Raw genomic sequence first — 14,745 nt, 5'->3', positions numbered from 1 at the left:
TTTTGAGTTGGCATTGGCTAGAACGGCTGCTAAGCTTCCTGTGAGTCTGTTTTTGGGATTCTCGATCCATTAAGGCCATGCAAAATGTGAGCCATACAGCTGACAGACGTCATGAGTGCCCACAGCATTGCATAAACAGGTGATACGCAATCACGGGTTTCATTGCTATGCGCACTCATCCCCGCCCTCTACGTCGTTTAACCCACTGCGCTGCATGGCTCGTGGTGGTACTAATAGATTCCGTCGTCAATAACTATCCTGAAACAATTTGGAGCATCAGATGTTGCAACGCACACTCTGGTCCCTTGCGCTCTTGCTGAGTTGCGGGGCTGTAAACGCACAGTGGGACACAATCGTTGGTGATGTTCGAACCGTGGAGGAGCCCGATGTACGCTGGGTCGCAGTTCGTGGAGGCAGTTCAGCCTATCTGGTTGACACCGATGAAGGTGTGGTCAAAGGTACATTGCCGTTATCAAGATTCTCACCGACGCTGGTATCGCATGCCAGCGAGGGCCGAATCTACTCCTACGGCAGCTTTTACACCCGTGATACATACGGCGAGCGTACCGATGTCGTGTTGATATTCGACATCGAAACAGCTTCACCGATTGGCGAGGTGGAAATTCCCGCGCGCGCAGCTGGCATTGGCCATGCTGGCATGATCAGCATCATCAACGACTCTTTTGTGGGCGTGTTTAACCTGACCCCGGCACAATCGGTCAGTCTCGTGGATATCCGCACTAATGCGTTCGCCAACGAGATTTCGCTGGCTGGCTGCTCGTCAATGTATCCGATCGAAGCAGGGTTCATGTCTATCTGCGGCGACGGTACGGTTCAGTATATTGAGGTCTCCAATGCCGGTCAGGAAGTGTCCCGGGTAAGAAGCGAGCCATTTTTTGATCTGGCGGTTGACCCTGTCTACGACTATGCCTCTCCGGCGTCTGACGGCTGGATGATCATGTCGTTTGATGGCTACCTGCGCAAGGCGTATCTGGATGGCGGCGAAGTAGTCGTTACTGAATCGTTCAACATCAATCCGGAAAACGACGGTGAAGCCGACATCAACGGTGTAGTCAGAGAGCCGGACGACAACTGGCGCATTGGTGGACGTCAACCTTTTGCCTATCACGATGAAGCTGCCCTGCTGGCGACCGTCATGCATCAGGGTGGTGGCCAGGAGACGTTTGAGAAGGCCGGTACCGAAATCTGGGCTTTTAACATGAAGACCGGAAATCGCGGCTATCGACTTAAACTGGATGAAGGTGAGACTGCCAGTGCCGTCATGTTTACCCCTGACGCCGAGCCACTTATGCTGATCCAGACCAATGAAGGCTTGCGTGTGCATGATCCGGTAACGGGTCGTCATCTGCGCACTGTCAGCAGTGTCAGCGGCTCAATCTTCAACCTGTTCTGAGGAGGTTCACGAAATGGATCCTTTGCTGACACTGGTTGTTGCGACATCGATAGGTTTGCTGTTCTTCACTGCTGCTCGACACAAAATGAACAGTGGTCGTCGCTTCGAAGCGCAACTGGCAGCTTATCGCCTTTTGCCGGAGTCCATGCTGCGACCGGTTGCCAAAGCATTGCCCTGGCTCGAGCTGACAGTGGCGGTCGCACTCCTGGTTCCGGTCACCCGCATACCTGCTGCGCTGGTAGCGATCGCACTGCTGGTGATGTATGCCACAGCCATGGCTGTCAATATCAAGCGTGGCCGCAGCGAAATCGACTGTGGATGTGGCGATCAGCCGCAGAGTCTGTCCCGCTGGCTGTTGCTGCGTAATGCGGTACTGGCTGTCGCCACTGCTGCGCTGATTGCGCCTGTGGCAGAGCGGGCGCTGGGCGTCGCTGACATACTGTTCATGGTGATACTGACGGCGACCTTATCGTTGGCCTATGTCATGTGCGAACAGCTGACACGAAATTTTTCCGGATTGAGTAAGTCATAATTGGCAGGTTCTGGCCTGCACGAGGAGTCATGTAATGGGTAGTGCTTCTATGGTGGTGTTAAGCGTACTTTGTTTTGTTGTACTGGTGCTGATACTGGCGGTCATTGCGCTGGCCAGGCAGATCGGCATTCTGCATACACGTTTGGCACCTGCCGGTGCGTTGATGACAACAGCCGGCCCTAAGGTGGGAGACAAGGCACCTGCTTTGTCAATCCCGGATATTAATGGCAAGCCGGTCGCCATTGGTGCAGGTCCATCAGAAGCGGGCATGGTGAAAAAGCCGCAGCTGATTCTGTTTGTCTCGCCAAGCTGTCCAATCTGTAAGGACCTGGTGCCAGTAGCTAAAAGTATGGCACGTGCTGAAAAGCTGTCGCTGGTTTTTGGTAGCGATGGCGGTCAACTGAACAAGCATCAGAACTATGTAGCAAAGATGGGGCTGGAAGACTATCCCTATGTTGTCTCACTCGAGTTGGGCATGAAGTTTGAAGTCGGCAAATTGCCGTACGCAGTCCTCATCGATCAGCACGGCGTGCTGCGTTCGAAAGGTCTGGTCAACAGTCGGGAGCATCTGGAGTCCCTGGTGACATCAATGCAGAGTGGATATGAATCAATACAGGACTACCTGGTCAAATCAGGCAGTCTGCAGGAGCAGGCATCATGAGTGATAGACAGGCGCTGATCGCACAGTTGTACAAAGATCTGGATGCAAAAACTACAGGGGCTATCCGTTTCCTGGCCGGTAGAACCTCGCGACGTTCCTTCCTGGGTCGCATTGGGGTGTTCATGGCAGGTATGGGTGCCTTGCCGGTGTTGCCGGTGGCCCGTGCTTCGGCACAGACACAGTTCCCACCAGCCGGTAATTCCGGCCCGGTGAATGGCGTTGCAGACATTGAAGAGATGGGTGATCCACAAGAGTGTGAGTACTGGCGCTACTGCGCGTTCAGTGGTTCGCTGTGTAGCTGCTGTGGTGGTTCACTGACACAATGTCCTCCAGGGTCACAGACCGCAACAATCGCCTGGGTTGGCTCCTGCCATAACCCGACCGATGGTCGCGACTACCTGATTTCCTACAACGACTGCTGCGGCAAGGGTAGTTGTGGTAGCGGCTGTGGCTGTTCACGCTCGGAAGGCGACCGTCCGGTTTACTTCCCATCGAAGTCCAATAATGTGTTGTGGTGCTTTGGTTCTACGAGCCATGCCTATCACTGCACACTCGCGCTGGTCATCGGTCATGCTGATGCGAATTCACTGCCTTGATCGTTCGCCGCAGCCTGGCTATCAGTCCAGGCTGCGGTTCAGCCACAAAAGCAGGATTCGGGCGGCAGCCGTCACCCTTTTGCTAAGCCTGTTGCCAATGGGTAAGGCTTTGGCGCAGCATGGGCAGGGCCCGCAATATATGTATCTGCTGCATTGTGGTGGATGTCATATTGAAAATGGCTCGGGCATGCCGCCAGCCATTCCGGATCTGCGGATAACCATGCCAAAGCTGGCCAGTCATGACGAGGGTCGTGCCTATATGGTTCAGGTGCCGGGTGCTTCACAGGCACCAGTCACAGATGCCCAGCTTACCGAAATTATGAACTGGATGTTGAGGACATTTGCCGAAGGGACATTCAGGCCCTACACAGAGACTGAAGTCACCCAGCATCGCGCCAATAAAGTGCTGGATATCCTGGCATTGCGCAGACAATTGATTGCGGAGAATCTGGAGGCGCCATGATCTTCAGGCGTCAAGTGATGTTGGGTCTTCTGTTGGCGAACTTCAGTTCGGTCGCAATCGCAAACGATGATTCCACCTCTTTGGCCTGGCTAGGACAGGCCTTTTTTTTTGACACCAATTTATCAAGAGAGCGCACTTTGGCATGTGCCACATGCCACGATCCCAATCGCGCGTTCACTGATGCCCGTGACAACGGCGTATTTTCAGCAGCGTCGCTAGGTAGCGATGGCATTTCCCTGGGGGATCGTCAGGCCCCGTCACTCGGCTACGTTTCGCTGACACCTTCGTTCTCGCAGGATGAAGAGGGCCTTTATCACGGCGGACTGTTCTGGGACGGCCGGGCTGCTGATCTTGCTGAACAGGCACTGATACCGATTTTTGATCCCACTGAGATGCAGTTGTCCGGTCCGGAACAACTGGCGGATCGCGTTTTGGAGAACCCGGAGTATCAGCGACGTCTAGTATCACTGTTCGGTGAGCAGGTTGTGGCCGATACGCAACTCCTTAGCGAAGCTGTCGGCCAGGCACTGGCGGCCTTTCAGCAAGGCGAACAGTTTCAGCCTTTTGATTCGAAATACGATGAATATCTCCAGGGAAACTATCAGCCCACGCTGCAGGAGTCGCTTGGCATGGCTCTGTTCTTCACAGAGGGATTCACAAATTGCAATCAGTGTCATCAGCTTCAGGACGTGCCTGGACGCAGGCTGGAAACCTTCAGCAACTACGCGTTTGAAAATATCGGTGTGCCAGTGAATCAACGCTTGCGGGCTGCCAACGGCCGTCAGTTCGATGTGGAGGGAAAACCCTATGTGGACAAAGGGCTGGCGTTCCGGCCTGAGACACCACAGGGCGATACGGATGGTCGATTCAAGGTTCCGAGCCTGCGCAACGTCGCAGTAACGGGGCCTTATATGCACAACGGTGTGTTCAGCGAACTACGCACGGTTCTGGAGTTTTACAACAAGTACAATCGCAGTGGCGGTGACAGCCAGATCAACCCGGAGACTGGCGAGCCCTGGGGTAATGCCGAAGTGCCCGAGACAATTGCTCTGGATAAACTGACAGGGACCATGCCTCTGGAGCCGCGTCACCTGGATGCGCTGGAGGCCTTCCTGCGGATGCTGACAGACAAGCGCTATCAGCATCTGCTGGAGGATTGATCAATCGTTTGTCAGCGGTTTGATTCCGTGATGGCGCTGTAAACAAGTTCCTTGCTGATCGCCTGCAGCTGGCGGGCATACATCAGGTTGCGGTTTTGAATCATGCCGATGAAGGTCAGGTTCTCGACCGGGTCTATCCAGAACCAGGTGCCGCCGATGCCCCACCACCAGTAACTGCCCTCGCTCATGCCATTATTGCGGGAAGGGTCAACCACGACAGCAAAATCCAGTCCGAACTGGTTACCGGGATAACCCGGAATCTCTTCCATGCCTTCTGGCAGTTGATTGCTGCGCATCAGCTCTACAGATTCGGGCGACAGAACGCGTACGCCATCCAATTCACCACCATTGGCCAGCATCTGGGTGAACTTCATATAGTCGCCAATCGTTGAGACCAGCCCGCCACCGCCGCCGTAAAATGTAACTGGCTCCCGGTAGTCGCCACCAAGCGCGTCCTGGGGTTGTGCCAGGCCACCCTGGCCAGACTGGTACATAGTGGCAAAGCGCTCGCGGTCACTGTCCGGTACGGCAAAGCCGGTGTCGTCCATGTTAAGCGGATCAAACAGACGTTGCTGCAGGAATTCCGCAAAGGTCTGGCCGGACAGCACCTCGACCAGGTAGCCCTGCACATCGACCGAGACACTGTAGTGCCATAGCGAACCGGGTTGTTGACGTAGCGGGATTTCTGCCAGCTTGTCGATCATTTCCTTGAGAGTCCCGTTGGCATCCAGGATATTGGCAGCCTGATACATAGAATCGACCTGCGAGCGAGAGAAAAGCCCGTAGGTCAGGCCGCCGGTGTGAGACATTAGCTCACGAATGGTCATTTCATGGTCGGCAGGTTCTGTTTCGGGAACGCCATCAGGGCCGTCAGCTGCGGCGACGCGCAGGCCCGCCAGTTCCGGAATGTACTGCGAGACCGGGTCTTCGAGAGAGAATTTGCCTTCTTCGTGCAGCATCATCAAGGCCACACCAGTGACGGGTTTGGTCATTGAGAAGATGCGGAAGATGGTCTCTTCTGTCATTGGCACCTGATCCTGAATGTCCTGATATCCATAGGCGTCCAGATGCACAATCTTGCCATCACGAATCAAAGTGCTCACGATGCCTGCCAGGTTGCCCTCATCTACAGCCTTGCGCATTCCGGCTGCCAGATCCTCGATGCCCTGCTCACTCAGGCCAGCACTTTCTGGCGACGCATGTTCGAGGTCCTGCGCGAACGTGGGAGTGGAAAAACTCGTGGCTATGGCCATCGCCAGCGTCAGTTGCTTGAGGTAACTCGGGTAATGTCTTGTTTTCATGGTGATCCTCGGGAGTCGGACAGAAATCGATCAGTCGTTCTATCCCTTATATCAAACTTTTTGACACTGGCACAGTGGCCACCGGCGCGCCGGGACGGACATACGTCTTGATGCGACAACCTGACAGCAGCATGCCGCCCGTGTTAAAACAGTTCTCCAGTATTTGCGGCGGCCCCAGCTTTGGTGCCGCACACCAAATTCATTGTTGGACAATTGTTGCAGGGCCTGTCCTCTGGCTCTTTATTGGGAGTTCTATCATGGCTGATTATTTGATCACTGGCACAAACAGGGGTATCGGACTGGAGCTGGTAAAACAGACGCTGGCGCAGGGGCATCATGTGATAGCCACCGCCAGAGATCCGGAGGCGGTGCCCGCGCTAAAAGAGCTGGCAGCCATAAACCCTGCTTTGACACTGGCGCCGCTGGACCTGGCTGATGCAGACAGTTATGACGCGCTGCTTGGACGTCTGGGTGACCGGCCGATTGACGTGCTGATCAACAATGCCGGGATTTACGGGCCGCGCGACGCTGTGTTCGGCAAGTTGCAGGCTGATGACTGGCTGCAGGTCTTTCACGTCGATACCATCGCGCCACTGCTTCTCACTCAGAAACTGATGCCCAATCTCCGGCAGGGCAATGAGCGACGCATTGCATTCATGAGTTCAAAAATGGGGTCGGTGGCCGACAATGGCAGTGGCGGGTCCTACATCTATCGGACTGCCAAATCCGCCCTGAATCAGGCCGTCAAGTCACTCTCAATTGATCTGCAGCCAGAGCAGTTTATTGTACTGAGCCTGCATCCGGGCTGGGTGCGGACCGACATGGGAGGGCCGAACGGTCTTATCGACACAGAGACCAGCGCTAATGGTCTGCTGTCGGTAATTCAGCAGGCCGGCCCGGTTGATAGCGGCGCATTCATTGCCTATGACGGGCAGCGTATTCCATGGTAATGCTGGCTTGACACAGGGCGCGGATCGGGCGCATCATTGCGACCTATGAACATTCAGACCGTATATTTCTGGTGGTTTAGCAACAAGGGCCGCCAGGAAAACAGCATAAACGCCTTCAGATAGGCATTGTTTTCAGGCTGCCCCCGACAGGAAGGCGGCCTGAGTCATACCTGCAAGAACCGATCTGAAATCCCGGATCAACTCTTCACAAAGTAACGATCAAGCCAGCTCTCCCAGGGTGGCAGCCTCTTGAAACTTAAGAGGAGAATGATCGTGCACATACAACAGACCCGATATACCACCGACGGTGGTGTTGTCGTCAACCGACAGCAAAGCCAGTGTGATGGCAGCGCTGAGCTGACGCGGATCGTGCAGGCGCTGGACACTCGTCCGGGGGCTGTTTTCAGCTGCGAAGTAGATTATCCGGGCCGATACCGGCGCAAGTCACTGGCCTTCATCAACCCGCCCTTGCGGATTACCTCTCGTGATTACTGCGTGCGTGTCGAGGCACTGAATTCACGCGGCACTGTCCTGCTGCCAGAAATTCATCGCTCACTTGCTGCTCAGGCATCAATAAGCTGCTGCGACATCATGGAATCGCGTGAGTTGCGTGTGGAGGTGTTGCCTGCGGCAGAGGCGGCCGCAGATGAAACCGAAGAGATGCGAACGCGGCGGCCGAGTGTCATGTCGGTTATTCGTCACATACTGGCGCACTTCGCCAGTGATGAGGACAGTTTTCTGGGGCTTTATGGACCTTTCGGTTACGACCTTGCTTTTCAATTTGAACCTGTTGAGCTGCAACACCCCAGAGCGAAGAAGCAACGAGACCTGGTGTTGTACCTGCCGGATGAACTTATTGTGGTCGATCCGGCAACAGGCGCGGGGGACCTGCTTCGCTACGAATTCTTCTGTCGCGACTCGCATGGCGAAACGCAGACCACTGGCGGACTTAAACGCCTGGCGCCGCAGACCGTCACCGAAAACGCTGCTGCAAAAGTCAGCGCCAAAATTGGTCAGCGTTGCGATCATGCCCCTGGTGAGTATGCGGCGCTGGTGGAGAAGGCGAAAGCCTGCTTCAGTCGCGGTGACCTGTTTGAAGTGGTTCCAGGACAAATGTTCAGCCAGGCCACAGCCGAGTTGCCCAGTGCAATTTTCCGGCGTCTGCAAAAGGCAAATCAGGCACCTTATCTGGCACTGATGAATCTGGGCCAAGACGAGTTTCTGATTTCCGCCTCACCTGAAATGTACGTTCGGGTCGCTGGCAGGCGGGTCGAAAGCTGTCCCATCTCGGGGACAATCGCCAGAGGCAGAAATGCACTGGAGGATGCCGAACTGATTCGCGAGCTGCTGAATTCAGCCAAGGATGAGGCAGAGCTGTCGATGTGTACGGATGTCGACCGCAATGACAAAAGCCGGATCTGTGAGCCCGGATCTGTGCGTGTTATCGGCAGGCGACAACCGGAACTCTATTCACGTTTGATACATACCGTTGATCATGTTGAGGGGCGGCTGCTGCCGCAATTTGACGCTCTGGATGCCTTTCTTGCGCATACCTGGGCGGTAACTGTGACAGGTGCTCCCAAGCGTGCTGCGATGGCATTCATAGAGCAGCACGAGAAGTCACCTAGGCAATGGTATGGTGGCGCCTTCGGGCGGCTGGGTTTTGACGGCAGCATGGACACCGGGCTCACACTGCGGACCATCCATCTGCAGCGGGGCATTGCACACGTCCGTGCCGGTGCAACCTTATTGCATGATTCCGACCCGCATGCGGAAGAAGCGGAAACCCGCCTGAAAGCATCCGCTTTGCTGGCAGCGCTGCAGCCCGCAAAGAAAGAGAATACAGTCGGTGCAGCCCCTCAATCGCAGGCAGCGATCAAAACGCCGAATTTACGTGCACTGATGGTTGATCACCAGGATTCATTTGTACAGACACTTGCCGCCTGTTTCCGCATGCAGGGGGTGGATGTGATCACGCTGCGACCTGAGGCTGCCCGTCGTGCCTTGTCTGGGCAGGCTTTCGACCTGGTGATCCTTTCACCAGGCCCTGGTCGGCCAGCCGACTTTGACTGTCAGACAACGCTCAGTCTCTGCGAGCAGCAGGGGCTTCAAGTATTTGGAGTGTGTCTGGGCCTGCAGGCGATGGTTGAATACTGTGGCGGTGAGCTGGGTGTCATGCCCACACCCAGACACGGCAAGGCATCAATGGTGAAACACGATGGCTGTCTGATGTTCAGCGGGCTGCCGCCCCGGTTCATGGCCGGTCGCTATCATTCCCTGGTGGCAAGCCGATTGCCAGAGGCGCTTGCGCCGGTTGCGATCACAGATGACGAGAGTTGTCACACCATGGCGGTCATGCATCGCACGTTGCCGTGGATGGCGGTGCAGTTCCATCCCGAATCGATCCTGACACAGCAGACGGGAGTCGCTGACGGGTCGAGTCTTACGGCTGGCGATGCACTGGTGCGAAATGTGGTCAGAGCTGTCAGCGCCCGCTGCGAGGGAAGGCTCAAACCGCAGGCTTGTGCGGTGGGTTGAAACGCCGTACAAGCAGCGCCGAAAGCAGCAGCAGGGCGGCGATGATGAAATAGAAAGGTATGTGGAAGGCCTCATGCTCATGGGCAGGGGCCGGATCCCCCAGCGCCACACTGGTGCTTCCGCTATCCCCCTGGGCAGTGCTCGCCTGGAGTTGATAGCTGTTGTCAATTGTGCCAGCGAACGAGAACCAGCCATCAGCATCGGTGCTCACTTCATTGCTGGTCCCCGAGGCGACGTCGGTGATCTGCACGCTTGCATTGCCAAGGCCCTGCCCACTGCCGTCAGTGACCTGGCCCATCATCTGGTCCTGGTCAGTGAACACCGTGAAACGCACCGGAGCGTTGATTTCGGCCTGCTCGCGAGCGTAACCGGTCAGTTGCACCACCAGCAGCACGGCGCCGGCCAGAATCAGGCTGATGTTGGCGACATAACTGATTTTCGGCCATGCGCTGACCTGTTGCCAGGCTCTGATGGCCACCGCCATGATCACCAGCGCAATGATCTGACCAAATTCGACGCCAACGTTAAACAGCAGGATTTTACTCAGCAGTGCCGGGTCCTCGGCCAGTGTTACAGCCTGGAGTCGCGCGGACAGACCAAAACCATGAATCAGGCCGAAGATGAAAACCATCAGCAGCAGACTGGGAGCTCTGGTGCCCAGCCAGCGCTGGAAACCGTTGATGTTCTCAAAACCCTTGTAGGCCACCGTCAGGGCGATCACGGCATCAATCAGATAGTGGTTGGCGGTGATGCCGGCATAGGTAGCGAAAATCAGCGTGATGGTATGGCCGATGGTGAAAGCCGTAACAAATTTAAGAATGTCGACGAAGCGCGTCAGAAAGAACATGACGCCAAGCAGGAAGAGAAGGTGGTCGTAACCACTCAGCATATGCTCGGCGCCAGTCCACATGACCTCAAGATAGCCACCGGAGGCCATCCGTTCGCGGGCGATGTCGGTCATGTCGTGCCCAAGCGCCAGGCTGGGCAGAAACAACAGGCATGCAATAAAAAGGCAGAGAGGTCGACTACTGGACATCCGCCTAAATTAGCATCAATTCACGTCTGTGCAAAGACGGTGCAGGACGCGTAAAATAGTATCACGCCAATGTACGGGGAGCCCCATGTCCAAACCAGCCCAAATTGACACTTGTCAGCGATTCCTTTTCAGTCAGTCGGATGTGCGCGGCGAAATCGTGCGGTTGAACAAGAGTTACCTGGATACAGTCAGTAACCACGCCTATCCAGAAGGAGTTCGCCATTTGCTGGGTGAGTTTCTGGCAGCCAGCGTGTTGCTGGGATCGGCCATCAAGTACGAGGGGCGGCTGGTGCTGCAGGTGCGTGGCGATGGTGAGCTGAGCCTGATCATGTCCGAGTGCACCAGCGAAGGCGCTATTCGGGGTATTGCCAGGTTTGACTCACCGCCCAAGAGCAGCGAGTTTACGACCCTGACGGGTGACGGCGTGCTGGTCATTACTGTCGACTCGCGCAAACACGAACCCTACCAGGGTATTGTGTCACTGGAAGGCGGATCCCTGTCGGCCGCCCTGCAGACCTACTTTGATCAGTCCGAGCAGCTGCCAAGCTGGTTCATTTTTGCAGTTGATGGGGAACAGGCCTGCGGCTTCATGCTGCAGCAGTTGCCGGGTTCCTCGCAGCAAGACGATGATGATCGCGATGATGCCTGGCAGCACCTGGTGATGCTGGCACAGACACTGACCACCAGCGAGCTGTTGCAGCTGGACAATGAGGCCCTGTTGCACAGGCTTTATCATCAGGAGCAGGTCGAACTGTTTGAGCCGCGCACATTCCATTATCAGTGCAGCTGTTCGCGCGAGCGTACTGCCAGAGCACTGATCTCCATTGGCAAAGAAGAAGTGGACAGCATTGTTGCTGAACACGGTGCCGTCAATATCGCCTGCGAATTCTGCGGCACCGAATACCAGTTCGATGCCGCAGAAGTGTCCATGCTAATGCAGGAGCGTGGTAACGTCCTGCACTGAGTGGTCAGGGCTGGCCCAGATCCTTCATCACGGCTGCCAGGAAGCGGGCAGCCTCGCCGCCACTGACACAGCGGTGGTCAAAACTCAGCGATAGCGGCAGTACCCGGTGGGCTTCAATGCCATCGTCAGTGGCGACGGCTTGCCTGCGTATTTTTCCGGCACCCAGAATAGCGACCATGGGCGGCACAATCACCGGATTGGCATAACGACCGGCCATGGTGCCGAAGTTGGACAGCGTGATGGTCGCACCCCGCATCTCCTCAGGTGGAATTTTGCGTGTGTTGACCGCTTCACGCAGCGCATTCAGCCCCTTGCGAAGATCAGCACGGTCACGTCCCGCAATGTCGCGCAGCACCGGTACAAACAGTCCGTCGGGTGTATCAACGGCGATTCCCAGATCGATGTGCTCGTGCTGCTTTACAGCCATGCGTTCACCATCGTACCAGGTGTTCAGTCCGGGCTCTGCCAGGCAGGCCGCCGCTATAGCACGGACCAGCCGCATGGTCGGGTCCTCACCGCTCTGCCAGGCGTGAATGTCCACGTCATCATGGATTGAAACACTGACCACTTCGGCGTGAGCCCTGGACATGTTTTTTGCCATCACACGCTGAACGCCTTTCAACGGCGTACCACCGCTGAATGCCGATCGTTCCCGCACAGGTGCCGGTAAGTCAGCGTCATCATGGGCACTGCCAATGATAAAGTCGTCCTCCTGAACAGCGTTGTCATCGGAGGGGCCAGACATTTCACCCACGACGGTCCCTGAGTCATCACTTTCGGCGTCATACTCAAGCAGCGGGTCGCCCACATGCACGATATCACCCGGCTGACCAAACAGTTTTACAATCTTGCCGGCCTGGGGTGCTGGCAGATCAACGATGGCCTTGGCTGTTTCGACGGACAGAATTGTCTGGTCTTCGCTGACTTCATCGCCCTGGGCGATATGCCATTCAACAATTTCCGCTTCCTGCAGACCTTCCCCCAAATCAGGCAGTTTGAAGTATTTCATAAGCCCTCCAGAGTGGTTCTAGCCGCCGCGATGATATCGTCGGTTGCTGGCATATACAGATGTTCCTGCCGTGGATATGGCATGGTGGCGTCATAACCGGTCACCCGCTGTACCGGAGCGCGCAAATGCATCAGGCAGGTTTCTGCAAGTCTGGCGCTGATTTCTGAAGCAACGCCGCCATTGCGGGGCGCCTCCTGAACAATTACGCAGCGACCTGTGTGCTGCACAGAGCGCTTGATGGTGTCGAAATCGAGAGGGCTGATGGTGGCGACATCAATCACTTCACACTCGATTCCGTCCCGGGCGAGCCTCTCGGCCGCCTGCAGAGTTTCGTGCATCGCCGCACCCCATGACACCAGCGTGACATCCTTGCCCTGACGCAGCGTAAAACAGGTGTCCAGCGGAAGGCCTTTGCCCGAGTCGACCAGGCGCTGGCGGACCATACGGTAAATCCGCTTGGGCTCCAGGAACAGCACCGGATCCGGACACTGGATGGCCGAAAGCAGCAGTCCGTAGGCACGAGTGGGCGATGACGGTATGACGACCCGCAGACCAGGTATATGGGCAAACAGCGCCTCAGTGCTTTCAGAATGATGCTCGGGCGCCTGTATGCCACCCCCAAAAGGAGCGCGGATCACCAGCGGGCAATGCAGTCTGCCGCGCGTGCGATTTCGCATACGTGCCGCATGGCACACTATCTGTTCAAAGGCAGCAAATATGAATCCCATAAACTGGATTTCCGCCACTGGTTTCATGCCCTGTGTGGCCATGCCAACGCTGAGGCCGGCGATCATGGATTCCGCCAGTGGTGTGTCAATGACACGCTTATAGCCAAAATCCTGCTTCAGGCCCTCGGTTGCGCGAAATACGCCACCGTTGGTGCCGATGTCCTCGCCCAGCAGCACCACGTCCGGGTCGTCGCTCAATGCCCGGCGCAGCGCCAGATTGACCGCTTCGACCAGTGTAACTTCGTGAGTGTTGCTGTTGTTGTCTTTGCCCATAGCTACCCCCCGTGCCGCTGCAGCAGCCAGGCGCGTTGTTGTTTGAGCGCTGGTGTCATGTCGGCGTACTGATATCGCAGAATGTCATCCACCGGTGCTGGTTCAATGGCCAGATAGTCAGCGACGGCACGCTCGATCTGCTGTTTGATTTCGCCATGCAGTGATTGCTCACGGGTGGCATCCCAGGCATCGTGATCATGCAGCCAGGTCTGAAGGCGTTTGATGGGTTCGCGTTGCCAGGCATCACTGACTTCAGAGGCGCTGCGGTAGCGGGTTGCATCGTCTGCTGTGGTATGGTCTCCGAGTCGGTAGGTAATCGCCTCAATCAGTGTGGGGCCTTTGCCACTGCGCGCTTTTTGCAGGGCATGATTGACGGCATCGAACACGGCCACGACATCATTGCCGTCTACCTGAATACCCTCGATTCCGGCCGCCACCGCTTTCTGTGCCAGGGTTGGTGTTCCTGACTGCATCTGCCGGGGAACCGAGATAGCCCACTGGTTATTGTTGATGACAGTTACCAGTGGTAGCTGCCAGAGGCCGGCAACGTTTAGTGCTTCATAAAAGTCGCCGCGCGAAGTGGCACCATCACCACAACTGGTGACGACGGCGCCCTTTACCCCTTTGCTTTTAAGAGCGACCGCAGCGCCTGCGGCCTGGGTCAGCTGTGTTGCAATGGGCACGCAGATGGGCAGGTCTTTTTTGGCTGCCCCGTCAAACAAGTGGCCGCGTTCATCGCCGCCCCAAAGCTGCAATATCTGTTTCAGTTGCACGCCACGCAGATACAGTGTCGCCTGATCGCGGTAGTAGGGCACGTATACATCGGCGTCCTTCATTGCCATCCCGGTCCCGATGCCCACGGCTTCCTGTCCCAGGCAGGAAGGGTAGGTACGCATCTGGCCGGTACGCTGCAGTGCAACGGCTTTTTTGTCGAGCGCTCGAATCAGCGACATATGCTGATAGGCCTGACGCAGCCAGTCGAAATCGATCTGCGCTGGCAGATCCCGATTACTTTTGCCACTGGGTTCGATATACACCAGCGGAGGTGGTGCAACATAACGTGGTTTTTCAATGGAGCTCGGCACTGGAGTGGACATGGTTTGCCCTCCTGTCAGTCAGG

At 56.2% G+C, this 14,745-nt stretch carries 14 protein-coding genes; 9 read left to right on the top strand and 5 right to left on the bottom strand.

Translation table 11 applies throughout. The features are described from left to right. The first annotated feature begins 280 nt into the window (after nucleotides 1–280). The 6 genes from QGM61_RS00740 to QGM61_RS00715 are packed head-to-tail and all read left to right on the top strand — an operon-like array spanning nucleotide 281 to nucleotide 4,826. Complete coding sequence (locus QGM61_RS00740) at nucleotides 281–1,414, top strand: amine dehydrogenase large subunit (RefSeq protein ID WP_281131518.1); 1,134 nt, start codon at nucleotides 281–283, stop codon at nucleotides 1,412–1,414. A gap of 13 nt (nucleotides 1,415–1,427) precedes the next feature. Beyond that, the gene (locus QGM61_RS00735; protein ID WP_237133297.1) at nucleotides 1,428–1,946 is read left to right on the top strand and encodes a MauE/DoxX family redox-associated membrane protein; all 519 of its coding nucleotides are present in this window, start codon (nucleotides 1,428–1,430) and stop codon (nucleotides 1,944–1,946) included. A gap of 34 nt (nucleotides 1,947–1,980) precedes the next feature. Then, nucleotides 1,981–2,607: a methylamine dehydrogenase accessory protein MauD gene (gene mauD, locus QGM61_RS00730; RefSeq protein WP_281131517.1), complete on the top strand. Its 627-nt coding sequence runs from the start codon at nucleotides 1,981–1,983 to the stop codon at nucleotides 2,605–2,607. Next, a complete protein-coding gene (locus tag QGM61_RS00725) occupies nucleotides 2,604–3,203 on the top strand; it encodes a methylamine dehydrogenase light chain (RefSeq protein ID WP_237133299.1) in 600 nt (199 codons plus the stop codon). The genes mauD and QGM61_RS00725 overlap by 4 nt, the downstream gene beginning before the upstream one ends. Further along, nucleotides 3,178–3,666 (top strand): cytochrome C, encoded by a 489-nt coding sequence (locus QGM61_RS00720; RefSeq protein ID WP_281131516.1) that lies wholly within the window; start codon nucleotides 3,178–3,180, stop codon nucleotides 3,664–3,666. The genes QGM61_RS00725 and QGM61_RS00720 overlap by 26 nt, the downstream gene beginning before the upstream one ends. Next, a complete protein-coding gene (locus QGM61_RS00715; RefSeq protein WP_317622111.1) occupies nucleotides 3,663–4,826 on the top strand; it encodes a cytochrome-c peroxidase in 1,164 nt (387 codons plus the stop codon). The genes QGM61_RS00720 and QGM61_RS00715 overlap by 4 nt, the downstream gene beginning before the upstream one ends. Before the next feature lie 11 nt (nucleotides 4,827–4,837). On the opposite strand, the gene QGM61_RS00710 is transcribed toward QGM61_RS00715, so the two are convergent. Further along, nucleotides 4,838–6,127 carry a serine hydrolase domain-containing protein gene (locus QGM61_RS00710; protein WP_281131515.1) on the bottom strand — a complete coding sequence of 430 codons (1,290 nt, stop codon included), beginning with the start codon at nucleotides 6,125–6,127 and terminating at the stop codon, nucleotides 4,838–4,840. A 257-nt stretch (nucleotides 6,128–6,384) separates the two neighbouring features. On the opposite strand from QGM61_RS00710, the gene QGM61_RS00705 reads away from it, so the two are divergent. Both QGM61_RS00705 and QGM61_RS00700 read left to right on the top strand, forming a co-directional pair. Beyond that, nucleotides 6,385–7,077, top strand: a complete 693-nt coding sequence (locus QGM61_RS00705; protein WP_281131514.1) for an SDR family oxidoreductase — start codon at nucleotides 6,385–6,387, stop codon at nucleotides 7,075–7,077. 273 nt (nucleotides 7,078–7,350) lie between these two features. Next, on the top strand, nucleotides 7,351–9,615 hold the full coding sequence (locus tag QGM61_RS00700; protein ID WP_281131513.1) for an anthranilate synthase component I: 2,265 nt from the start codon (nucleotides 7,351–7,353) through the stop codon (nucleotides 9,613–9,615). On the opposite strand, the gene QGM61_RS00695 is transcribed toward QGM61_RS00700, so the two are convergent. Then, nucleotides 9,587–10,576 carry a HupE/UreJ family protein gene (locus QGM61_RS00695; RefSeq protein ID WP_237133305.1) on the bottom strand — a complete coding sequence of 330 codons (990 nt, stop codon included), beginning with the start codon at nucleotides 10,574–10,576 and terminating at the stop codon, nucleotides 9,587–9,589. The two genes, QGM61_RS00700 and QGM61_RS00695, sit on opposite strands and share 29 nt — an antisense overlap. 160 nt (nucleotides 10,577–10,736) lie before the next feature. On the opposite strand from QGM61_RS00695, the gene hslO reads away from it, so the two are divergent. After that, the gene (gene hslO, locus QGM61_RS00690) at nucleotides 10,737–11,615 is read left to right on the top strand and encodes an Hsp33 family molecular chaperone HslO (RefSeq protein WP_281131512.1); all 879 of its coding nucleotides are present in this window, start codon (nucleotides 10,737–10,739) and stop codon (nucleotides 11,613–11,615) included. Nucleotides 11,616–11,619: 4 nt separating this feature from the next. Here hslO and QGM61_RS00685 read toward each other — a convergent pair whose 3' ends face one another. From QGM61_RS00685 to pdhA, 3 genes are read right to left on the bottom strand one after another with little or no spacing between them, the layout of a single operon-like run. Continuing rightward, nucleotides 11,620–12,624, bottom strand: a complete 1,005-nt coding sequence (locus tag QGM61_RS00685) for a dihydrolipoamide acetyltransferase family protein (RefSeq protein ID WP_281131511.1) — start codon at nucleotides 12,622–12,624, stop codon at nucleotides 11,620–11,622. Next, on the bottom strand, nucleotides 12,621–13,625 hold the full coding sequence (locus tag QGM61_RS00680; RefSeq protein ID WP_281131510.1) for an alpha-ketoacid dehydrogenase subunit beta: 1,005 nt from the start codon (nucleotides 13,623–13,625) through the stop codon (nucleotides 12,621–12,623). Before QGM61_RS00680 ends, QGM61_RS00685 begins: the two co-directional genes overlap by 4 nt. A 2-nt stretch (nucleotides 13,626–13,627) precedes the next feature. Next, entirely contained in the window at nucleotides 13,628–14,722 is a 1,095-nt protein-coding gene (pdhA, locus tag QGM61_RS00675) for a pyruvate dehydrogenase (acetyl-transferring) E1 component subunit alpha (RefSeq protein WP_281131509.1), read from the bottom strand. Nucleotides 14,723–14,745: the final 23 nt, after the last annotated feature.

The organism is Pseudohongiella sp. SYSU M77423, from assembly GCF_029911965.1.
Taxonomy (GTDB): Bacteria; Pseudomonadota; Gammaproteobacteria; order Pseudomonadales; family Pseudohongiellaceae; genus Pseudohongiella.
Note: the sequence above shows the minus strand (reverse complement) of the source record. Positions and strands in the feature narration are given on the sequence as shown.